The 22,059-nt window shown below is 60.0% G+C and carries 21 protein-coding genes and 2 tRNA genes; 15 read left to right on the top strand and 8 right to left on the bottom strand.

Translation table 11 applies throughout. The features are described 5' to 3' along the window. Positions 1 to 30 precede the first annotated feature (30 nt). Complete coding sequence (locus AC2FD8_RS11340; RefSeq protein WP_496856166.1) at positions 31 to 1,437, bottom strand: divergent polysaccharide deacetylase family protein; 1,407 nt, start codon at positions 1,435 to 1,437, stop codon at positions 31 to 33. A gap of 195 nt (positions 1,438 to 1,632) precedes the next feature. On the opposite strand from AC2FD8_RS11340, the gene AC2FD8_RS11345 reads away from it, so the two are divergent. The 6 genes from AC2FD8_RS11345 (at position 1,633) to lexA (ending at position 6,458) form a co-directional block, all read left to right on the top strand. Continuing rightward, on the top strand, positions 1,633 to 2,214 hold the full coding sequence (locus AC2FD8_RS11345; protein WP_496856206.1) for an anthranilate synthase component II: 582 nt from the start codon (positions 1,633 to 1,635) through the stop codon (positions 2,212 to 2,214). Beyond that, on the top strand, positions 2,211 to 3,230 hold the full coding sequence (gene trpD, locus AC2FD8_RS11350; RefSeq protein ID WP_496856168.1) for an anthranilate phosphoribosyltransferase: 1,020 nt from the start codon (positions 2,211 to 2,213) through the stop codon (positions 3,228 to 3,230). Before AC2FD8_RS11345 ends, trpD begins: the two co-directional genes overlap by 4 nt. After that, complete coding sequence (gene trpC / locus AC2FD8_RS11355) at positions 3,227 to 4,039, top strand: indole-3-glycerol phosphate synthase TrpC (protein ID WP_496856170.1); 813 nt, start codon at positions 3,227 to 3,229, stop codon at positions 4,037 to 4,039. The genes trpD and trpC overlap by 4 nt, the downstream gene beginning before the upstream one ends. Next, entirely contained in the window at positions 4,039 to 4,512 is a 474-nt protein-coding gene (gene moaC, locus AC2FD8_RS11360) for a cyclic pyranopterin monophosphate synthase MoaC (protein ID WP_496856171.1), read from the top strand. The genes trpC and moaC overlap by 1 nt, the downstream gene beginning before the upstream one ends. Then, positions 4,509 to 5,681: a molybdopterin molybdotransferase MoeA gene (locus tag AC2FD8_RS11365; RefSeq protein WP_496856173.1), complete on the top strand. Its 1,173-nt coding sequence runs from the start codon at positions 4,509 to 4,511 to the stop codon at positions 5,679 to 5,681. The genes moaC and AC2FD8_RS11365 overlap by 4 nt, the downstream gene beginning before the upstream one ends. A gap of 78 nt (positions 5,682 to 5,759) precedes the next feature. Next, positions 5,760 to 6,458 carry a transcriptional repressor LexA gene (lexA, locus tag AC2FD8_RS11370; protein WP_170548481.1) on the top strand — a complete coding sequence of 233 codons (699 nt, stop codon included), beginning with the start codon at positions 5,760 to 5,762 and terminating at the stop codon, positions 6,456 to 6,458. On the opposite strand, the gene AC2FD8_RS11375 is transcribed toward lexA, so the two are convergent. Continuing rightward, entirely contained in the window at positions 6,452 to 8,503 is a 2,052-nt protein-coding gene (locus AC2FD8_RS11375; protein WP_496856175.1) for a ComEC/Rec2 family competence protein, read from the bottom strand. The genes lexA and AC2FD8_RS11375 overlap by 7 nt on opposite strands. 78 nt (positions 8,504 to 8,581) lie before the next feature. Between AC2FD8_RS11375 and gltX the strand changes: the two genes are divergently transcribed. The 3 genes from gltX (at position 8,582) to AC2FD8_RS11390 (ending at position 12,527) form a co-directional block, all read left to right on the top strand. Beyond that, a complete protein-coding gene (gene gltX / locus AC2FD8_RS11380) occupies positions 8,582 to 9,982 on the top strand; it encodes a glutamate--tRNA ligase (RefSeq protein WP_496856177.1) in 1,401 nt (466 codons plus the stop codon). A 124-nt stretch (positions 9,983 to 10,106) separates the two neighbouring features. Then, positions 10,107 to 11,402 carry a citrate synthase gene (gene gltA, locus AC2FD8_RS11385; RefSeq protein WP_496856179.1) on the top strand — a complete coding sequence of 432 codons (1,296 nt, stop codon included), beginning with the start codon at positions 10,107 to 10,109 and terminating at the stop codon, positions 11,400 to 11,402. 171 nt (positions 11,403 to 11,573) lie between these two features. Continuing rightward, complete coding sequence (locus tag AC2FD8_RS11390) at positions 11,574 to 12,527, top strand: autotransporter domain-containing protein (protein ID WP_496856181.1); 954 nt, start codon at positions 11,574 to 11,576, stop codon at positions 12,525 to 12,527. 8 nt (positions 12,528 to 12,535) lie between these two features. Here the strand turns inward: AC2FD8_RS11390 and AC2FD8_RS11395 are convergent, their stop codons facing one another. Then, positions 12,536 to 13,603 (bottom strand): PA0069 family radical SAM protein, encoded by a 1,068-nt coding sequence (locus AC2FD8_RS11395; RefSeq protein WP_496856183.1) that lies wholly within the window; start codon positions 13,601 to 13,603, stop codon positions 12,536 to 12,538. A 255-nt stretch (positions 13,604 to 13,858) separates the two neighbouring features. On the opposite strand from AC2FD8_RS11395, the gene AC2FD8_RS11400 reads away from it, so the two are divergent. Further along, a complete protein-coding gene (locus AC2FD8_RS11400; protein ID WP_170638626.1) occupies positions 13,859 to 14,557 on the top strand; it encodes a cobalamin B12-binding domain-containing protein in 699 nt (232 codons plus the stop codon). A gap of 105 nt (positions 14,558 to 14,662) precedes the next feature. Further along, positions 14,663 to 15,322: a DUF1638 domain-containing protein gene (locus AC2FD8_RS11405; RefSeq protein WP_496856185.1), complete on the top strand. Its 660-nt coding sequence runs from the start codon at positions 14,663 to 14,665 to the stop codon at positions 15,320 to 15,322. 2 nt (positions 15,323 to 15,324) lie between these two features. Here the strand turns inward: AC2FD8_RS11405 and AC2FD8_RS11410 are convergent, their stop codons facing one another. After that, positions 15,325 to 15,735 (bottom strand): SufE family protein, encoded by a 411-nt coding sequence (locus AC2FD8_RS11410; protein ID WP_496856208.1) that lies wholly within the window; start codon positions 15,733 to 15,735, stop codon positions 15,325 to 15,327. Between the two features lie 150 nt (positions 15,736 to 15,885). Here AC2FD8_RS11410 and AC2FD8_RS11415 point away from each other — a divergent pair, with 150 nt between their 5' ends. Then, positions 15,886 to 16,401, top strand: coding sequence for a hypothetical protein (locus AC2FD8_RS11415; RefSeq protein ID WP_496856187.1), 516 nt, complete (start codon positions 15,886 to 15,888; stop codon positions 16,399 to 16,401). 107 nt (positions 16,402 to 16,508) lie between these two features. Here the strand turns inward: AC2FD8_RS11415 and rnd are convergent, their stop codons facing one another. The 3 genes from rnd to purM form a co-directional block, all read right to left on the bottom strand. Beyond that, positions 16,509 to 17,666: a ribonuclease D gene (rnd, locus tag AC2FD8_RS11420; protein WP_496856189.1), complete on the bottom strand. Its 1,158-nt coding sequence runs from the start codon at positions 17,664 to 17,666 to the stop codon at positions 16,509 to 16,511. Positions 17,667 to 17,775: 109 nt separating this feature from the next. Further along, on the bottom strand, positions 17,776 to 18,372 hold the full coding sequence (gene purN / locus AC2FD8_RS11425; protein WP_496856191.1) for a phosphoribosylglycinamide formyltransferase: 597 nt from the start codon (positions 18,370 to 18,372) through the stop codon (positions 17,776 to 17,778). Further along, positions 18,369 to 19,415 carry a phosphoribosylformylglycinamidine cyclo-ligase gene (gene purM / locus AC2FD8_RS11430; RefSeq protein WP_496856192.1) on the bottom strand — a complete coding sequence of 349 codons (1,047 nt, stop codon included), beginning with the start codon at positions 19,413 to 19,415 and terminating at the stop codon, positions 18,369 to 18,371. Before purM ends, purN begins: the two co-directional genes overlap by 4 nt. Positions 19,416 to 19,522: 107 nt before the next feature. On the opposite strand from purM, the gene AC2FD8_RS11435 reads away from it, so the two are divergent. After that, a tRNA-Ile gene (locus AC2FD8_RS11435) sits at positions 19,523 to 19,599 on the top strand. Positions 19,600 to 19,630: 31 nt separating this feature from the next. Here the strand turns inward: AC2FD8_RS11435 and AC2FD8_RS11440 are convergent. Continuing rightward, on the bottom strand, positions 19,631 to 20,950 hold the full coding sequence (locus tag AC2FD8_RS11440; RefSeq protein ID WP_496856194.1) for an ATP-binding protein: 1,320 nt from the start codon (positions 20,948 to 20,950) through the stop codon (positions 19,631 to 19,633). Between the two features lie 44 nt (positions 20,951 to 20,994). On the opposite strand from AC2FD8_RS11440, the gene AC2FD8_RS11445 reads away from it, so the two are divergent. Further along, positions 20,995 to 21,909 (top strand): MBL fold metallo-hydrolase, encoded by a 915-nt coding sequence (locus AC2FD8_RS11445; protein WP_496856196.1) that lies wholly within the window; start codon positions 20,995 to 20,997, stop codon positions 21,907 to 21,909. 75 nt (positions 21,910 to 21,984) lie between these two features. Next, positions 21,985 to 22,059, top strand: a tRNA-Asn gene (locus AC2FD8_RS11450).

The following is a 22,059-nucleotide window of genomic DNA, read 5'->3' on the forward strand; positions in this document are numbered from 1 at the left end:
TCAACCGCCCTTCTCTTTTCTGCTGAACCGTTATTGGACTTCGCGTTTCATAACCGCCGAGATCGGCGCCATGGCGACCCGGTTGCCGCGATCCTCAAGACCCCACAACAGCAGGGCCGAGATTGTTTCGGGGCGCACACGACCCAGCATCACAACCGTCCCCTCCTGCCCGGCACGGAACGCCGCCTGATCCAGGAATCGGCGCATGATCTTCGGGTCCTGACGCGCACCATCAATGTCGCGGAACACGACGCCCGAGGGGATGCCGTTGCGCGCGGCCAGTTTCTGCACCGTGTTCAGACCATTGTCCTGCGTGATCAACCCGCGACCCGTGGCCTCCGCAATCGACGCAACCTGATCGGCCAGTTTCCGATTGCCCTGAATTCCGCTTTCGACCCCTTCCAGAATCCCGACCGTTTCGTGCAGCGTGTCCAGCCATACGGCCATCGATACCTCGGCATCCTGCGCGCTGGCGGTTTCATGCAGATCGGCCATGGCCAGAACCTCAAACCCGGCGGCGCGGTGGCGGGCCATTTTCTCGGCGGCGTCAGGATCCGATGGGCTGATCGCAAAGCTGACGGGATATGGGAAGTCCTGCAAAGCCTCGGCCCCGAACGCGCCTTCATCATCGATCAGGATGATCGACATCAGAGGCTTGGCTTCGGGGTTGTCAAAGCTGGCAGCATAGTCCTCGATCGGCTTTCCGGTCATCTCTTCCGCGGCTGCTTCACCGGTTTCAGCCGGGGCATCATCCCGCTCGGTCAGAGGGACTATTCGCGTGCCAACCAGTGTGTTGGACGAGGTCGTTTGTTCATCGCCGATCTGGGGAAGTGCGGCCAATTTGGGCAGGTTCCGAGGCAAAGTATCCTCATCCCCTTCCACTGCGATTGGGCTGTTTTCAAACGGATTCTCTTCATCCAACCCAGCCTCTTCTGGCGCAAGCTGCGATGGCAGTTCAGGCAAAAGCGTTGCCACCGCTTCGGGGTCAGCCGAGGGTTCCGGCGCTTCATCCACAACAACCGGCGCCGCGTCTGTTTCCGGCAAGGCGGGGGCTGTACCAGGTGCCTGCGGAGCAGCTGGCGCGTCGGTCATAACGGTCACGCTGGCTTGATCTTCGGCCTGCGGTGCCTGCAACCCGTCCCCGGCGTCAGCCACAACAGGCTGTTCGTCCGGCACCGTTTCCAGATCGGACAGATCTAGCGCCTCATCCGGCGCCTCGGCGGGTTTCGGCCCAGCAGGCGGCAGTTCTACAAGATCCGCGTCCGACGGGGTCTCGGCGATTTGTTCCGGTGCTTCGGGTGTTTCAACATCCACCGGCTCGGGCGCCTGGGTCTTGACCACCGGCTTGTTGGCCAGCGGCGTGTTGAGCGACAACATCACCCCCACGATCAAAACAACGACCGCCCCGACGATCATTCCTCCGAAAAATCCACGCATTGCTCGTGCCTCTCGCCTTGTGTTCTGCCTCGCCCATCCTGCGCCATCTTCTGCGGCGCTCGACCTGATGGCGGGTCAAGAACCGGATGTCCTCTTGACGCTGCCTCACAAGCCTGAGCATGTATGTCCCGACATTATACCGTGGCCCGGGGCTGTATCGCCAGCCTGAAATGCCCAAGCGAAGACAAGTGCCAAATGCTGCTGCTGATCGACAACTACGACTCGTTTACCTACAACCTGGTGCATTATCTGGGCGAACTTGGGGCCGAAATGGTCATTCGCCGAAATGATGCGCTTGACGTGCAAGAGGCCATGGCGATGAACCCCGCCGGTATCTTGCTGAGCCCCGGCCCCTGCGACCCGGATCAGGCGGGCATCTGCCTTGCCCTGACCGAAGCTGCAGCCGAGACCAAAATTCCGCTTTTAGGTGTTTGTCTGGGGCACCAGACAATCGGCCAATCCTTTGGCGGCAAAGTGGTGCGCTGCCATGAGATCGTGCATGGCAAGATGGGGACCATGAACCACACCGGCAAAGGTGTTTTCGCCGGACTTCCCTCACCGTTCGAGGCCACGCGCTATCATTCTCTGGTGGTCGACCGCGAGAGCCTGCCCGACTGCCTTGAAATCACGGCAGAGCTGGAAGACGGCACCATCATGGGCCTGCAACACAAAGAGCTGCCTATCCACGGCGTCCAGTTCCACCCGGAATCCATCGCCTCTGCGCATGGTCACGCCCTCCTCAAGAACTTCCTGCAAGAGTTGAAAGTCCCCGCATGAGCGACGCCCTGAAACCGCTGATCGGAGCGTCCGCCGACCGCCCTCTGACCCGTGCTGAGGCCGAGCAGGCCTTTTCGATCCTCTTCGACGGCGAAGCCACTCCCAGTCAGATCGGCGGCCTGTTGATGGCAATGCGCACGCGCGGCGAAACGGTCGAGGAATACGCCGCCGCCGCCGCCGTGATGCGTGCCAAATGCAACGCCGTGAACGCACCCGAGGGCGCGATGGACATCGTCGGAACGGGCGGTGACGGCAAGCACACCCTCAACATTTCCACCGCAACGGCCTTTGTGACTGCCGGGGCCGGTGTGACGGTCGCCAAACACGGCAACCGCAATCTCAGCTCGAAATCGGGAACCGCGGATCTGCAGTCGCAAATGGGGATCAACGTGATGGTTGGCCCTCAAGTGGTTGAAAAGGCGCTGAATGAGGCCGGTATCTGCTTCATGATGGCCCCCATGCATCACCCTGCGATCGCGCATGTCATGCCCTCGCGGCAAGAGCTTGGAACCCGCACGATATTCAACATCCTCGGGCCACTGACCAACCCAGCAGGCGTCAAGCGCCAACTGACCGGTGCCTTCACGCGCGAGCTGATCCGCCCCATGGCAGAAACGCTGGGCTTGCTGGGGTCCGACCGCGCATGGTTGGTACATGGCTCAGATGGTACGGATGAGTTGACGATCACCGGCATCAGCTGGGTCGCTGCTTTGGAAGACGGCTACGTCAAAGAGGTCGAACTGCATCCCGAAGATGCGGGCCTGCCGGTCCATCCGTTCGAAGATATCGTCGGCGGCACACCCGAAGACAATGCTGTCGCGTTCCGTGCCCTGCTAGACGGCGCGCCTTCGGCCTATCGCGATGCGACGCTGTTGAACGCAGCAGCCGCTCTGGTCGTTGCAGATGCGGCGTCGGATCTGCGCGAAGGTGTTGAAATGGCTGCTGAAAGCATCGACAGTGGCAAAGCAAAAGACAAAGTCACCGCGCTGGCGCGGATCACACAGGAAGCCGCATGACCGAGACTGTTCTGGACAAAATCAAAGCCTACAAGCTGGAAGAAATCAAAGCGGACAAGGCACAGAAATCTCTGGATGAGCTTGAAAGCGAGGCCCGGCACGCGCCCGAGGTTCGCGGCTTTGCCGAAGCTCTGCACAAGGCCGCCCGGTCCGGTTACGGCCTGATTGCCGAGGTGAAAAAGGCCAGCCCGTCCAAAGGCTTGATCCGTCCCGACTTTGATCCGCCGGTACTGGCGAAGGCCTATGAAGACGGTGGCGCGGCCTGTTTGTCGGTCCTGACCGATACGCCCAGCTTTCAAGGTGCCAAGGAATACCTGAGCGCCGCACGTTCCGCGACCAACCTGCCCGCGCTGCGCAAGGATTTCATGTACGACCCTTATCAGGTCATCGAAGCACGAGCTTTGGGCGCCGACTGCATCCTGATCATCATGGCCTCGGTCGAAGACACTCAGGCCGCCGAGTTGGAACAGACGGCGTTTGACTGGGGTATGGACGTCCTGATCGAGGTTCACGATCAGGATGAGCTGGAGCGCGCAACTCGGCTCAAAAGCCCACTGATCGGGATAAATAACCGTAATCTCAAGACCTTCGAGACCACTCTGGACACAACGCGTCACCTGTCCAAGCTGGTGCCCGGCGATCGCACCATCGTTTGTGAAAGCGGCCTGGGCACGCCCGAGGATCTGGCGGATATCGCCCGCTACGGCGCGCGCTGCTTCCTGATTGGCGAAAGCCTGATGCGGCAGGATGATGTTACCTCGGCTACTCGCCACATCCTCGCCAACCCCCTGATCCCCGGGGTGATGTGATGCCTCTCACCCATTTTGATGCGCAGGGGCAGGCTCATATGGTCGATGTCTCGGACAAAGAGGTGACCGACCGCGTGGCCGTGGCCGCTGGTTACATCAAGATGGCACGGGAAACCTTTGATTTGATTTCAGAAGGTCGCGCCAAAAAGGGTGACGTTCTGGGTATTGCGCGGCTTGCGGGGATCATGGGGGCCAAGAAAACCCCGGACCTGATCCCGCTTTGCCACCCTCTGCCGGTGACCAAGGTCGCGGTCGAGTTGACGCTTGATGCCGACCTGCCGGGCGTCCAGATCGAGGCGACCGTCAAGACCTCAGGCCAGACCGGGGTTGAGATGGAGGCCCTGACCGCCGTCTCGACTGCAGCGCTGACCGTCTATGACATGACCAAGGCGGTCGACAAGGCGATGGAGGTCGGCGGCATTCGCGTGTTGCTGAAAGACGGCGGTAAATCAGGGCGTTACGAGGCGACATGATCACTGTCGAAGACGCCCGCGCCCTGCTTTTTGACCTGGTTGAGACACTCCCTGTCGAAACCGTCCCTCTGGCCGAGGCCGCAGGTCGTGTGTTGGCGCAGGACGTGAGCGCTACGCGTGATCAACCGCCTTTCGCGGCCTCTTCCATGGATGGCTATGCAGTCAAAGCAGCTGAGGTCGAACTGCACGCCATGTTCAAACTCGTAGGTGAATCGGCAGCCGGAAATCGCTTTGAAGGTGTGGTGGGTCCGGGTCAGACCGTGCGCATATTCACCGGCGCGCCAGTGCCCGAAGGTGCTGATTTTATTGTCATTCAGGAAGACGTTGACCGTAAGGGCGACCTGATCACCATCAGTGACGACCCCGGCCAAAAGACCAACATCCGACCAGCGGGCATAGACTTTACCAAAGGCACCACAATCACCGCCCCGCGCGCGATCCGCCCTGAGGACATGGCGCTTATGGCGGCGATGAATATCCCGCAGGTCCCCGTGGCGCGGAAACCTCAGATCGCGTTGATCTCGACCGGGGATGAGTTGGTGATGCCCGGAGAGGTTCCGGGCCCGGATCAGATCATCGCGTCTAATACATTTGGCTTGAAAGCGCTGTTGGAGCGTGAAGGCGCGCATGTTCGCATTCTCCCCATCGCGCGGGATACCGCATCGTCGCTGGAAACCGCCTTTGGGCTGGCCAAGGGTGCAGATCTCGTCGTCACGATCGGAGGTGCCTCCGTCGGCGACTATGATCTTGTCTCTGACGTCTCCGAGGCGTTGGGCATGGATCGGTCCTTCTACAAGATCCGCATGCGGCCCGGAAAACCTCTTATGGCCGGTCGCATGGGGGATGCGGCGATGGTCGGATTGCCCGGAAATCCAGTCAGCGCAATGGTTTGCGGCTATCTGTTCCTCGTTCCTTTGGTCCGGCGGATGCTGGGGTTGGAGGCCGTTCTTAACCCCTTCAAAACGGCCACATTGAGCGAACAGCTTGCAGCCAACGGTCCCCGTGAACATTACATGCGCGCTATCATCGATGAAAACGGCATTCGTGCCTGTGCCGATCAGGACAGTTCCTTGCTGAGCGTTCTGGCAGATGCCAATGCGTTGCTGATGCGCCCACCGCAAGATCCAGCTTTACCTGCAGGGGCCCAAGTTCAATACCTGCCGCTGTAGAACATCCTCAAAATCGTTGACACAAAACGTGAACATGCGTAGAACAAATGCAAACGCATAAGTGACGAGGTATGAGCGATGCTGACCAAGAAGCAGCTGGATTTGCTGGAATTCATCCACAAACGCGTCCAAGCAGACGGCGTTCCGCCCAGTTTTGACGAAATGAAAGCGGCGTTGGACCTGCGATCCAAGTCCGGCATTCACCGCCTGATCACGGCGCTAGAAGAACGCGGCTTTATTCGGCGTCTGGCACACCGCGCCCGCGCGATTGAGATTGTGAAACTGCCTGAAAGCCTCGGCGGAGAGCCAACGGCGGGCTTCACCCCCCGCGTGATCGAAGGCGACAAGCCCGAAGGCCCGCGCCCTGCCAATTTCGAGCCGGTCTCGGTCGACGCGATGGAGCTGCCGGTCATGGGCCGGATCGCAGCCGGTGTTCCGATCGAGGCGATCAGCCATGTTTCACATCGCGTGGCGGTGCCCGGCCCAATGGTCTCGGGCCAAGGCTCGCACTATGCGCTTGAAGTCCGAGGGGATTCGATGATCGACGCCGGGATCAACGACGGTGACGTCGTAGTAATCCGCGAGACGTCAACGGCCGACAATGGCGATATCGTTGTTGCTCTGGTCGAGGATCAGGAGGCGACGCTGAAACGGTTCTTCCGCCGTGGCAAGGCCATCGCGCTGGAGGCCGCGAACCCCGCCTATGAAACCCGCGTTCTGCCACAGGAAAAGGTCAAAGTTCAGGGCCGACTGGTCGGATTGATCCGAACCTACTGACTACCAGTTTTCGAGCGGGTCCCCGAAGATTTCGGGGACCACAGCCGATCCCCGGTCAGCGCAGCGCTTGAGACGATTTTACTGTCCGAAATCGAAAGGCTTCCGGTTTCATACAGCCGATCCGGGTCGAAGATTTTGCAGTCCCCGCTCAGATCCAGATCAACCGAAGACACAATAATCTGACCCGATTTGCATTCGTCAAACGTAAGCGCTGCGCGTTTGCCGGTCAGGTGGATCACCTCTGCCCCGGTCAGCGCGATTCTTTGAACGCGATCCGCGTGGCCCGGCCATCGATTGGCCGCCTGCCCCTGCGTCTGCCCGTCTCCGTCATTCTCAAGCCAGACCGTAGCAACGAATCCGCTGCCTTTTTCCTTGCTCAGCGCGCGGCCTTCAGTGGTCATGACACCGACCAACCCGCCGGATTCGGCGATCAGAACCTCAGGTCGGCTGCCCGAAGACCAAAGCGCGAAGGCCACCACCACCGGAGCAACTCCGAACCACCGCACGCGGCCTTGCCACAGGGCAAGCCATAGCGCACCCAAAGCGATCATAGGCAGGACGAACCATGGCGGGCCGACCACATAGCCCTGAGACCCCTCCAACCCGGACACCCAATCGGCGATCATCAATATCCAACGCAGCCCCAGCCCCATAATGTCGAGCGCAATCCACTCCAACCCGAAAGGCGATAGCAACGCCGCGACAACGGCTGCAGGCACGACGACGGTTCCCATGACTGGCACCGAAAGCAGATTGGCCAGCAGGCCGTAATGCGACATCGTATTGAAATGCGCCGCTCCGATTGGTGCGGTCGCAAGGCCCGCGATGGCAGAGGACATCAGAAGGCCAATCGCGGCTTTGGACCATTTCGGCCCCGGCATGGGCCCAAAATCACGCAGCGCCCCGAACACAGCGACCAAAGCGGTGGTTGCCGCGAATGACATTTGGAAACCGGGGCTTAGCAAGGTTTCGGGGCGCAGGATCAACACGATCAGCGCGGCCACCGCGACGGCCCTTAGCGAGATCGCGCGCCGGTCGATCAGGATCGCCCCGAACATGACGCTGACCATGACAAAGGCCCGCTCGGTCGCGACATTGCCGCCGGACAACATCAGGTAAATTACGGCGGCTATCAACGCACATCCAGCGGCGAGTTTGCGGACGGGCAAACGGAGGGCAAGCGCGGGGATTGCAGACAATCCGACGCGGCAAACCATGAAGACAAACCCGGTCAGCAACCCCATATGCAAGCCCGATATCGCCAGAAGATGGGCCAGATTTGATGCGCGCAGTGAATCGAGCGTGTCTTGCCCCATGCCGCTGCGGTCTCCTGTCGTGACGGCGGCAGCGAACCCTCCGACCTCGCCCGGCAGATGGGCGCGCACATGGTTCGAGATTGCCATCCGAAGGGCCGTGACCCGAACGCCCTGCACCGCGTCCTGCGGCGGCGCGATGGTCATCACCGGAACCCGCGTGTACCCGACAGCACCCAGCCGTTGAAACCAAGCATGGCGGCGGAAATCGAACCCTCCGGGCTCGACAGGGCCTTGCGGCGGTGACAGATGGGCCGTGGTCATGATCCGCTGGCCCGGCGCGATCGGCCCGACCTCGGAATGGACGGAAAGACGGATGCGCTGCGGGCGCCGGTGTTCAGGCACATCCCCTATCCGAACCTGATCCAGCGTCAGCCGCAGCGCATCCGAGGCGGAACGATCCATGGCGACGACCCTCCCCTCGACAGGGCCATAGTATCGCCATGACAAAACCGGTTCCGCCACCATATGGGCGCGGGCACCTGCCAGCAGAAAGCCAGCAGAAACCAGCGCCCCCCCGATTGCCAACGCACCCCATCCGGCAGGCAACACGCGACCCAAGCCGATCAAAGCCAAACCTGCGACCGCCAGACCCAGGTACAAAGGCCCCTCAGGTTCGAACCGCAATCCGAAATAGAGACCGATCCCAAGGCCCAAACACACCGGAGACCACGGAAACAAAAACCCGATCTGATTCAGCAGCGCCAACCGGGCCTGTGCGAGAACACGCATGGTTGCCCCCGTCCTTGAGGCTCGTTAGACAGGCGCCAAGCTAAGCCCATTGCGGTTACCAAAAGGTTAATCAACACAATGTCCGATCAGGTCGTCACCCGTTTCGCCCCTTCGCCTACCGGTTTCCTTCACATTGGCGGCGCGCGCACCGCGCTATTCAACTGGCTTTTTGCGCGTGGACGTGGCGGCAAATTCCTGTTGCGGATTGAGGACACGGACCGGGAACGCTCGACCCCTGAGGCAACGGCGGCCATCCTGCAAGGGATGAAGTGGCTGGGTCTCGACCACGACGAAGAGGTCGTCAGCCAGTTCGAAGGGGCCGCACGCCACGCCGAGGTCGCGCTTCAGCTTCTGGCAGACGGCAAAGCCTACAAGTGTTTCTCGACCCAGGACGAAATCGCGACCTTTCGTGAGCAGGCCCGGGCCGAGGGCAAATCGACCCTGTACCGCAGCCCATGGCGCGATGCTGATCCGGCTACCCACCCGGATATGCCGTTCGTGATCCGCATCAAGGCCCCGCAAGACGGAACCACCGTGATCCACGACGAAGTACAAGGTGATGTGACCATCCGGAACGACCAGTTGGACGACATGATTCTGCTGCGCTCGGACGGGACGCCGGTCTATATGCTTGCGGTTGTTGTGGATGACCATGACATGGGCGTGACCCATGTGATCCGGGGCGACGATCACCTGAACAACGCCGCGCGCCAGATGATGATCTACGAGGCGATGGGTTGGGATGTTCCGGTGTGGGCTCATATCCCGCTGATTCACGGGCCGGACGGCAAGAAGCTATCCAAACGTCACGGCGCCCTCGGCGCGCAGGAATATCAGGCGATGGGCTACCCCGCCGCTGGAATGCGCAACTATCTGGCCCGCCTCGGCTGGAGCCACGGGGACGACGAGTTCTTTACCGATGCGCAAGCCAAAGAGTGGTTCGATCTGGGCGGAATCGGCAAAAGCCCGGCGCGGTTCGATTTGAAAAAGCTCGAGAACCTGTGCGGCCAGCATATTGCGATTTCAGATGATGCTGCGCTGCGGCGTGAAATCGAAGCCTACTTGGTGGCGGCCGACCTGCCGCCTCTGTCGGAAACACAATCCGGTGATCTGGAAAGCGCGATGTATTGTCTCAAGGACCGCGCGCGGACTTTCCCGGAACTTCTTGAAAAAGCGCATTTTGTACTGACTTCACGCCCCATTGAATGCGACGAGAAAGCACAAAAGGCGCTCTCGTCTGTATCCGATGGTATACTGAGAGAATTGACGCCGCAGTTGCAAAATGCTAGCTGGTCCCGGAACGAGCTGGAGGAGGCTCTGAATTCCTTTGCAGAAGCAAAGGAGGTCAAGTTCGGCAAACTGGCGGGGCCCCTTAGGGCGGCACTTGCGGGTCGGGCTGTCACTCCTTCGGTTTTTGACATGATGCTGGTGCTGGGGCGCGATGAAACCCTGGCGCGGCTATCTGAAGCAGCGGATTAAGCCCAATCTTCATATTCGGGTAACGCTGCACCGCTAACACACCCGGGCTGCGCGCCCGCGCGCAGTCATTGCCCGTAGGTCAGGGCGATGAACTGATCTGCGCACACATGAAGAAGGGACAACCATGACTGATAGCAACAAGACTGCAACTCTGACCGTCCATGGCAAAGAGTATGAGTTGCCCGTTCACTCTCCAACTGCCGGGCCTGATGTTGTCGATATTCGCAAGCTTTACGGTCAGGCAGGTGTGTTCACCTATGATCCCGGCTTTACCTCGACCGCAAGCTGCGACAGCACCATCACCTATATTGATGGCGACAAAGGCGAGCTGTTGCACCGTGGCTACCCGATTGATCAGCTGGCCGAAAAATCGCATTTCCTCGAGGTCTGCTACCTGCTTCTTTACGGAGAGCTGCCGGGTGCGAAGGATCTTGAAACGTTTGAATCCACAATCACGCGCCACACGATGCTGCACGAACAGATGCAGTATTTCTACCGCGGTTTCCGCCGCGACGCGCACCCGATGGCAATCATGGTTGGCGTTGTCGGCGCAATGTCGGCCTTCTATCACGATTCCACCGATATCTCGGATCCGGACCAGCGCGAGATTGCCTCGCACCGCCTGATCGCCAAGATGCCGACGATTGCGGCCTGGGCCTACAAGTACCACACCGGCCAGCCCTTCGTGTATCCGCGCAACGATCTGGACTATGCGTCGAACTTCCTGCGCATGTGCTTTAGCGTTCCAGCCGAAGAATATGAGGTGAACCCGATCCTCAGCCGCGCGATGGATCGCATCTTTACCCTGCACGCGGATCATGAACAGAACGCCTCGACCTCGACCGTGCGTCTAGCGTCGTCTTCGGGTGCCAACCCGTTTGCCTGTATCGCTGCTGGCATCGCCTGCCTTTGGGGACCGGCGCATGGTGGTGCGAACCAGGCCTGCCTTGAGATGCTGGAAGAGATCGGAACAGTTGATCGCATTCCCGAATATATCGCACGCGCGAAGGACAAGAACGATCCGTTCCGCCTGATGGGCTTTGGCCACCGGGTTTACAAGAACTTCGACCCGCGTGCGAAGGTGATGAAGCAATCGGCGGATGAGGTTCTGGATCTGCTGGGGGTCGAGAACAACCCCAAGCTTCAGGTCGCCAAGGCGCTGGAAAAGCAGGCACTGGAAGATCCGTATTTCGCCGAGAAAAAGCTGTTCCCGAACGTGGATTTCTATTCGGGCATCATCCTCGAGGCGATGGGTTTCCCGACCTCGATGTTCACCCCGATCTTTGCCCTGTCGCGCACCGTGGGCTGGGTCAGCCAGTGGAAAGAGATGATCGCCGATCCTCAGAACAAAATCGGCCGTCCGCGTCAGCTGTATCTGGGCGAAACGCTCCGCGACTACGTGGATATCGAAAAGCGCTGAACGGCGTATCAAGTCGAACAGAACCAAGGCCCCGGACGTTCCGGGGCCTTTTTTCTACCAAAGGGTGCTGTTGTAGCGTTGCGTCACTTGCCCGGGCCCTTTTCGCACCCGCTTTTCTGAGCCTGAGACCATGAATAAGGTTTGGCGACTTTGAAGAAGGTCTGCGTTGCGATGATATCACGATTTATTCAAACAGCCTTTCTAGCGTTCTTCGCTTTTCCGGCCTCCGGTTTGGCGCAGGGAATAATTGAGAATATCTTCAAGGACATCCAGCGCGAAAACGCCGCCGGATCATTGGCAATTTTGGGTCTTGCCGGCATTCCCGACGATTCGGCCAGCGCGATTTCTCTGCAATCGAACACGCGGAACCGCGAGTATGACTTTAAATCCGCGCAATTGGGCGGGGGGTTTCGCCTCAGCGAAGGCGTGCCCATCTACCTGGAAGGGTATATCGGTTATGCGCGCTATGACCCGGTTCTGTTCTTTTCCGACTCAGGCAGCACCACAACCTTGCCGCTGAAATGGACAAGCGTCGCTTTGACCGGCGGGATCGGCTATCAGTTCGATCTGGGAGAGCGTTGGAAACTGACGCCCATGGCGCATATCTCGATCGGGCGCACCCAGTCTGATGCCTCGGTCGCCACTCAAGTGATCGCTGAGCGACTAGGCATCGAGGGTGAGTTTCTCGAAAGCGGCGGCCTATGGGCCGGAGGCGCGGGTGGTTCACTGACGCTGGACTACGCACGCCCCCTGAGCAACGACCGAGAATTCGAGGTGAGCCTTCGCTACACGCACATCGAATACTGGCCCATTGGTGACGACGAAGACCTCCTCGTGCAATCGACGGCTGCAAATGCAGTGCTTTGGTCACGGTACCGGTTTCCGACAGGCGGTCGGATGTTTGGCCGACCGGTGCGTTGGGTCGGAGATCTGTCTTTTTCTTACCTGATCGGAGATCAGTCGCTGGTTCTGGGCACGGATTGGCTGGCCCGTGTCGGCGGCGGGATCGAGGTCGATCTGTCCGACACCTGGGTTCCATGGGTCACAACAACTCGGATCATGGTCCGCTATTATGGTAGCGATACGGTCAACGGATTCACGGCGGGGATCGGCATCAGCTTCTGAGGCACGGCCTAGAATAGGCTCATCTGGTCGCCCGGCTGTGCAGGTTTTGCAAAAAGATCGCAGCGCAGTTCGTCAGATCTCACTTTCAAACCCAACCGTTTGACGGCCACCCTGAAGCGTTTTGCGATCAATTCGGCATACTCGCCCTCGCCCCGCATCCGATGGCCCCAGCGCGGGTCATAGTCGCGCCCGCCATGCATTTCGCGCAGCCGCGCCATGACCTTTTCGGCCCGCGCGGGTTCATGTTCGGCCAGCCAGTCCTGCCACAGGGCTGACACCTCTCGGGGCAGGCGCAGCATGATCCAACTTGCGGTGTCGGCACCCGCCTCCTGCCCGGCCTCCAGCAGGGTCTCCAACTCATGATCCGTCAACCCCGGCACTACGGGCGAGGTCATCACACGCACCGGCACCCCTGCCCCGGTAAGGCGCCGGATGACCTCCAGCCGCCGTTTGGGGGACGGCGCGCGCGGTTCCATCCGACGGGACAGGCCCGCATCGAGCGTTGTCAGGGAAATCCCGACCCGAACCAGCCCTTGTGCGGCCATGGGCGCAAGAATATCCAGGTCCCTCTCGATCAGGGTGCCTTTGGTCACGATCGCAACGGGATGGTTGAAATCCCGCAAAACCTCCAGACAGGCCCGCGTGATCCCGCGTTCTTTGTCAACGGGTTGATAAGGGTCGGTGTTGGTGCCCACGGCAATCGGCGCGACCTTGTAGGACCGCGCGGACAATTCCTTGCGCAGGACCTCGGCCGCATTGCCGCGCGCGGTCAAACGGGTCTCGAAATCCAGCCCTGCAGACAGCCCCAGATAGGCGTGACTGGGCCGTGCGAAGCAATACACGCAACCATGTTCGCACCCCCGATACGGATTGATCGAGCGATCAAACGGCAGGTCGGGCGAGCGGTTATAGGTGATCACACTGCGCGCCACCTCGTCGCGAACCTCGGTCCTCAGAAGCGGCTGGTCTTCTTCGATGTCCCACCCGTCATCCGTCTGGACCGTGGCAAGTTTTTCAAAGCGACCTGCGTCATTGGATGCGGTCCCCCGAGCGCGGATTTTGGTTTGAGGTTGCATATGTTCACCATTCGTTCGCATTCAATAGGTAGGCGAATAATGAAGGCGAGGCAACCACCCCCTGTTTTTGCTAACCTGAGCCAGACACAGGATGATCATGCATATTATTCTGTCGCCCGATGCCGTTTTTTGACATAAAGGTCGGTCCCGAAACCGCCGAGGTCGCAATCGTCACAGTAAAACTGCGACGATTTGGCCAAAACGGAAAAAATGCCACCCCGGACCAAGAGTCCGCACAGCTCAGGAAAACACCCCATGTCTGACGAAGAAGACATCATCCTGTCCGAACTGAACGACGAAGAGCTTGTTGAACAGATGTTCGACGATCTCTACGACGGTCTGAAAGAAGAGATCGAAGAAGGCACCAACATCCTTCTCGAGCGCGGCTGGACCCCCTACGACATCCTGACCAAAGCTCTGGTCGGCGGCATGACTGTGGTTGGCCACGACTTCCGCGACGGCATCCTGTTCGTGCCCGAAGTTCTGCTGGCCGCCAACGCCATGAAGGGCGGCATGTCGATCCTGAAGCCTCTGCTGGCTGAAACCGGCGCACCGCGCGTTGGCAAGATGGTGATCGGCACCGTGAAGGGCGACATCCACGACATCGGCAAGAACCTTGTTTCGATGATGATGGAAGGCGCTGGCTTCGAAGTTGTAGACATTGGCATCAACAACCCGGTCGAGAACTACCTGGAAGCGCTGGAAAACGAACAGCCCGACATCCTGGGCATGTCGGCCCTGCTGACCACGACCATGCCTTACATGAAGGTCGTGATCGACACGCTGGTCGAGCAAGGTGTCCGCGATGACTACATCGTGTTGGTTGGCGGCGCGCCGCTGAACGAAGAGTTCGGCAAAGCCATCGGCGCTGACGCCTATTGCCGTGACGCGGCTGTGGCGGTTGAGACCGCCAAGGACTTCGTCTCGCGCAAGCACAACCAACTGGCGGGATAAGAACACCGTTTTATGTTCTGAAAGGGCCGCTCGATTTCGGGCGGCCTTTTTGTTCCAAGCCGCGTTTTCGGGCAAAATCACCCGGACCAGCCAGAGGATCCAGGAATGTCACAGAGCCAACATCCCGATGACACCAGTCTGACGACCGATGGATATGACGAAACCGGCAAGGGGCGTATCCTGTTGCTGGCCTGCGGGGCTTTGGCACGCGAGATTCTGGACCTCAAGAACCGTAACGGCTGGGACCATATGGACCTGACCTGCCTGCCCGCCATCCTGCATGTCCACCCCGAGAAGATCACTCAGGCCGTCGAGGATGCGATTACCAAGCATCGTGAGAAGTATGATCAGGTCTTCGTCGTCTACGCAGATTGCGGCACCGGCGGCCTGCTTCAACAGGCCTGTGACCGGCTGGGCGTCGAGATGGTCAAAGGCCCGCATTGCTATTCGTTCTTCGAAGGGAATGAGGCCTTTGCCGCTCAAGGTGAGGACGAGACAACCGCTTTCTACCTGACCGACTTTCTGGCCCGACAGTTCGATGCCTTTGTCTGGAAACCGCTGGGTCTGGATCGCCATCCCCAGCTGCGGGACATGTATTTCGGGAATTACACCAAGCTGGTCTATCAGGCCCAAACGGATGATCCGGCGCTGACGGCACGCGCACAGGAATGTGCCGCGCGTATGGGACTGGATTTTGAGCGCCGCCTGACAGGCTATGGCGATCTGGAAACCACGCTGACTGATTGGGCGACGAGAACGCGCTGACGCTACGCGTTCTCCTGCGCGACTTCGCGGATGCGTTCGATCATCGCCCTCAGACCGTTCGACCGCTGCGCGGACAGGTGATCGTTCAGACCCAGCCTCGCCAGCTCTCCTCCGGCGTCGACCTTGATCACCTCGGCCACGGGCAAATCGTTGTAAAGCAAACGTAAAACCGCGATCAGGCCGCGCACGATCAACGCGTCGCTATCCCCATCGAACCGAAACACGCCACCGTCGATCATCGGGTGCAGCCACACCTGACTGGCGCACCCGTCCACTTTGGTTGCCGGGACTTTCAGCGCATCGTCCAAAGGGTCCATCGCTTTGCCCTGCTCGATCACATGGCGATAGCGATCCTCCCAATCTTCAAGGAACTCGAAATCTTCGACAATTTCTTCAAAGGCAGGGGTTGCCATAACGCGGCGGTCCTTCTGTTTCATTCACATTTGTGACCTATGCCGACGATAGCCCCCTGTCCAGCCCTCGCCGTGGCTTTTCAAGACAGGGAAATTGCGCTAACCCATTGCGTGAATGACTGTTAAAGCCGTGGGTCCATGCAAAAATCATTGTCTCTTATTGTCGTCGTCGCGTTGACCCTGTCTGCCTGCAGCAGCTGGCGCGATTCGCGGGCAAACCCGTCCAATTGGTTCGGATCAAGCCAACCGGCACCGGTCGAAACAGCTCCGGTGGACGAAGCTTATGCTCTGGTTCCACAGCAACGCGAAGGCATCGGCTTGTTTGACCGGCCCGAAGAAGAAGACACCAGCGTTCCGATTGCAAAAATCGACGAGCTGCGGATCGACGCAACGCCCACCGGAGCGATCGTCTATTCCTCGGGCACGGCGCAACGCCAAGGCGCGTTCAACGCCCGCCTCGTGCCTGTGGAGTCTGAGGAAAACCAGAAGAACGGCGTGATGGAATTCACCTTCCTGGTAAACTACCCCAAGGCGCAGACCGCACAGGGCACTGAGCGTTCACGCATGGTCTCGGACGCCGTCAACGTGTCCCGGCAAGAGCTTGAAGGCATTCGCCTGGTCCGCGTGGTTGGTCAGCAAAACGCCCTGGAATCGCGTCGCCGCTAGAGCGTTTCGAATTTACGTTGAATCGCTTGTTCGCTGCCTCTCCCTTCGGTCGAACGCGAAAAGCGATGCTTGGGTGTTTTTCAAAAAACTCGAAACGCTATAAGCGGTCAGAGGGGCACGACCTTTACGTTCTGCCCCTTTGCCGCCAGCGCGATCTTGCCTTCGCACAGCTTCAGAGCATCCTCACCGAACACCTCGAACCTCCAGCCGGTCATGGAGGGAAGGCTGCGCTCGCCCGCTGCGATCTGGTCCAGTTCGGCGCTGGTGGCGATCAGTTTTGCCGCCACGCCCGAGCTTTCGGTTTTCGATTTCAGCAGCACCCGCAACAGATCGGACAGCGCCGGGTTGACCTTTAGCTTGTCGCGGCTTGTGTCGACCTTGGGCAGCTGCTCAGGCGGGCAATTCACGCCTTTTTTGACGGCCGCCAGAATGCCTTCTGCAATCGCCCCCTTGCGGGCCTCACGCAGCAACAGGCGCGAGCCGCCAAGGTCCGATGGCGTTTTGGGCTTGGTCGAGGCCAGCTCGATCAGCGCGTCATCCTTGAAAACGCGGTTGCGCGGGATGTTGTTGTCCTGCGCATGGGATTCGCGGAACTGCGCCAATTCCCGCACAACCGCCAGAAACTTGGCCGAGTTCGTCCGCGTTTTGACACGCTTCCACGCATCTTCGGGCCGGATGTCATAGGTGCCGGGCTGGGTCAGAATACGCAGTTCCTCGGACACCCAATGGCTGCGCTTGGTTTTCTCAAGTTCGGCCGCGAGATGTTCGTAGATCTTGCGCAGATGGGTCACATCGGCCAGCGCATAGGTCTTTTGCGCATCCGTCAGAGGACGCCGCGACCAGTCGGTAAAGCGCGAGGTTTTATCCACCCCCTGCTTGCAGATCTTGCGCACCAGCGTCTCGTAGCCGACCTGTTCACCAAAGCCACAGACCATCGCAGCAACCTGCGTGTCAAACAGCGGGGTTGGGAACACTTGCGCATCGACCCAGAAGATCTCAAGGTCCTGACGCGCGGCGTGGAACACTTTGACCACGCCTTCATTCCGGAACAGCTCATAAAGCGGCTCAAGCGAGATACCATCGGCCAGCGGGTCCACCAGAACAGCGCTGTCTTCATCCTCGGAGGGGAAGGCCAGTTGCACCAGACACAGTTTCGAATAATAGGTCCGCTCGCGCAGAAATTCAGTGTCTACCGTGACATAGGGAAATGCAGCCGCAGCCGAGCAGAAATCAGCCAGCTCTTGCGTCGTTGTCAGAGTTCTCATGCGCCGTACTATTCTTGTTCTTTGTGTGACTGCCCGTTTTTCTTCCGTCCCGAGCGTTATCGGCGACCATAGGACGAATTTCCGCCGGGTGTAAATCACCCAAGGGCGATCAGGGCAGCATAAGAACGGACCTGTTGCCTTCCGCATACCGCCGCAGCACCGACGGGTAGAGCTGGTGCTCATAAACCAGCACTTTGGCGGCGAGGCTGTCAGGAGTGTCATCAGGAGCAATAGCAACCCGCGCCTGCCCCAGAATTGGGCCATCATCGAGCGCCGCGGTGACCTCATGCACGGTGCAGCCGTGTTCGGCGTCACCGGCTTCGATCGCGCGGGCATGGGTGTGCAGACCTTTGTATTTCGGCAGCAGCGAGGGGTGAATGTTCAGCATCCGCCCCTGAAAACGCGAGACGAAATCGCCGGTCAGAACCCGCATGAACCCGGCCAGACAGACGATATCGGGTTGCGCGGCCTCAAGCGGCTTCAGTAACTCCGCCTCAAACGCCGCCCGATCCCCTTTGAATGGGCGGTGATCGACCACGGCCGTTTCGATGCCGCGATCCCGGGCCTTTTGCAGCCCGCCGGCCTGCGCGTCGTTGGACAGAACCAGACATGGGCGCGCAGGATGGTCTTCGGTCATGCTGTCGACCAGAGAGACCATGTTTGACCCGCCGCCGGAAATCAGGATCGCGACGCGCTTGTGGCTCACAGCAGTTTGCCCGAATAGGCCACGCCAGCCGCGTCAGTCACGGTACCGATGCGCGACACGGTCTCACCCGCCTCGGCCAGCAATTCGGTCAGCGCCTCGGCCTGATCGGCAGCGCAGACCACGATCATGCCGATACCGCAGTTGAAGGTCTTCAACATCTCAGCTTCGGCAATGCCGCCGGTTTCGGCCATCCAGCCAAAGACTGGCGGCAAATCCCAAGCGTTCAGATCGATCTGCACACCCAGCCCTTCGGGCAGAACTCGTGGCAGGTTCTCGGTCAAACCACCACCTGTAATATGCGCCAGCGCATGCACACCCCCGGCCCGGATCGCGGCCAGAGCCGGCTTCACATAGAGGCGCGTCGGCGTCAGCAGCGACTCACCCAGAGTACCGTCGCTAAAGGGCGAGTCGGCCTCCCAGCCCAGACCCGAAATTTCGACCAGTTTGCGCACCAGAGAATAGCCGTTGGAATGCACCCCGTTCGAGGCCAGCCCCAGCAGAACGTCACCCGCCTGCACGCCGTCGGGCAGATCCGCACCCCGCTCCATCGCGCCGACCGAGAACCCGGCCAGATCGAAATCACCATCGGGATACATGCCCGGCATCTCGGCGGTTTCGCCGCCGATCAGGGCGCATCCCGACTGCGCGCAGCCTTCGGCTATGCCTTCGATGATCCGCGCGGCGGTCTCGGTGTCCAGCTTGCCGGTGGCGAAATAATCAAGGAAGAACAGAGGCTCAGCACCCTGACAGATGAGGTCGTTGACACACATAGCGACCAGATCAATGCCGACGCCATCGACAACGCCGGTATCAATCGCGATCCGCAGCTTGGTGCCCACGCCATCGGTGGCCCCCACCAGAATAGGGTCTTCATAACCAGCGGCCTTGAGGTCGAACAGTGCGCCGAACCCGCCCAGACCGCTCATGACGCCGGGGCGATTGGTGCGTTTGGCGGCAGGCTTGATGCGGTCGACCAGAGCGTTGCCTGCATCAATATCCACACCCGCGTCGGCGTAGGTGATTCCGTTCTTGCCCGCTGTCATGGCCTATCCCTCATGAATGGTTTGCGGGCGGGTTAGTCGATTGTGCGCTTTGATGCAACGGTCAGGCTTGACGCGGGCGATCACCGTGGTACTCAAAGCGCTCAGGCGGGCCTGTAGCTCAATTGGTTAGAGCAGAGCGCTCATAACGCTTTGGTTGCGGGTTCAAGTCCTGCCGGGCCTACCAAATTCCGCTAACTTCAAAGAACATCGCGCTCTTAACGCCCTACGATGATGTCGGCACACAGCCCGCCTAGTCGCTCGCTTTTTCCAAGGCGCAAGACGCCGCCATGGGCACGGGCGATGTCGGCTACGATGGCAAGGCCCAGACCAACACCGCTGCCTTGGTTCTGATTGCGTGCAGGGTCCAGCCGGGAAAAGGGCTTAACGGCCTCGGTCCGCTGCTCGGGCGGGATACCCGGCCCGTCATCCTCGACCCGGATGCGCAGGGATTTGCGCGTCAGCGTCAGGCTGACATCCGCCTTGCTGCCATATCGCACAGCGTTGCCGATCAGGTTCTCGACGGCCCGGCGCATGGCCGAAGGTCGCAGCATCGCAGTCCCCTGCCCTTCAACCACAATCAGTTCCGCCTGATGGCCCGCCCGTTTTGCGTCGCTGGCGATCTGCGACAGCAATATTTCGGGATTGACCTCCTCGGGCGCGCCTTCAGCCGCACCGCGTGAAAAATCGAGGAACGCGTCCAGAAGCGACTGCATCTCGGTCACGTCCTGCTGCATGGGAGCAGCGTCTTCTTCGGGTAGCATCGACAGGCCCAGTTTCAGCCGTGTCAGCGGCGTACGCAGATCGTGGCTGACACCTGACAGCATCAGGGTGCGCTGCTCCATCTGCCGTTCGATCCGCGCCCGCATATCCAGAAACGCGTTGCCCGCGGCCCGGACCTCGACCGCGCCGCCGGGCGAATACGGCACCACCCGTCCACGACCAAAAGCCTGCGCCGCGTCCGCAAGCCGCGTGATGGGCCGCAATTGGTTGCGCATGTAAAGAAACGAGATTGAGGTCATGATGATGGCAAAGAAAACCATCGTCACAATCAACTGATGCGGCGCCGCAGGGGACAGACGCCGTCGATCGAAGGTCAACTGCAACAGCCCCAGATGAGTGGGCATATACAGGCGTGCCTCTTGCCCGCTAGGCAGGGCAACCGCCGCAAGGTCGGGCAGTTCTGCCATCAGATCTGCCTCAACCTGTGGCGCAATGAAGTCGTACCACCGGCGCCGGCCGATTTCCGGCATCTCGTCTGCATCGAGGAACTGCATCTTGATGGACAAGGCGCTCAGGTCCGGGCGCGCGGCAGCCAGTGCCTGTTGCCGGGTCTCGGACTCGGCCATGGTCTGGGTGATCAGCTTGACCTCACGCGCGGCGGCTTGCGTCATTTGCGCGGTCACGTCCTCCAGATGCTTTTGCAGGAACGCAATGCCCACCACCAGCAGCAAGGCCACCACCGGCAGAACGAGAATCAGGGCAGCCCGGACATACAGGCCGCGTGGCATATAGGGTTTGAGCCATTGCGTTGACATGCGCTAAACCTAGCGGGCTGCCCGGACAAGAGAAAGAGGACAGAATGCAGGCACCTGACGATTTCAACCCGCCGGCTGGCGTGGCGCAGGCTTTGCACCCGGGTTTGCGGCGCATTCTGGCTCCGAATCCCTCGCCGATGACGTATCGGGGCACGAACACATATCTTCTGGGCACGCGGGATATCGCAGTGATCGACCCCGGACCGCTGAGCAACGTGCATCTGGAGACGATTCTGGACGCACTGACACCTGATCAGAGAATCAGCCACATCCTCGTGACCCACACCCATCTGGACCATTCGCCTCTGGCTGCCCCGCTTGCGGCCCGTACGGGTGCCCCGATTCTGGCCTTTGGAGGCCCCGAGGCCGGGCGCAGTGCGGTCATGTCCGACCTCGCCCAAACTGGCATGGTGCAAGGCGGAGAAGGCATCGACACCGCATTCCGGCCAGATATCGAATTGGCGGACGGAGAACGCATCACAGGCGACGACTGGCAGCTTGAGGTCATCCACACCCCCGGTCATCTGGGCAATCATATCGCGCTGGCCTGGGGCGATATCTGCTTTACCGCGGATCACGTGATGGGTTGGGCCAGCTCGCTCGTCTCTCCCCCCGACGGCGACCTCACTGATTTCATGGCGGCCTGCCATCGGCTGCAACAGCGCGACTGGTCCGTCTTTCACTCAGGTCATGGCGCGCCGATCGAAAACCCTGCTGAGCGGTTGGAGTGGTTGATTCAGCATAGGCTAGGACGAGAAGCCCAAATTCTGTCAGCGCTGGCAGATCGGCAAGGCTCGGCACGGCAATTGGCCGAGCGTATCTACACCGACACCCCGAAAGCCCTGCTGCCCGCGGCTGAACGCAACGTTCTGGCGCATTTGATTGATTTGGCGGGAAAATCCAAAATCACATACAATGGCCCGCTCGCGTCAGACGCGGTTTTCCGGCGACTCTCGTGAGCGCGCGAAAAAATTCAGATTTCTCGCGCTTCCCCTCTGGACGGCAAAAATCGGGATTGTTATACGCCCCTCAGTTCCGGCGTAGCTCAGCGGTAGAGCAGTTGACTGTTAATCAATTGGTCGTAGGTTCGATCCCTACCGCCGGAGCCA

The sequence above is a fragment of the Ruegeria sp. YTSC192 genome (assembly GCF_059609705.1).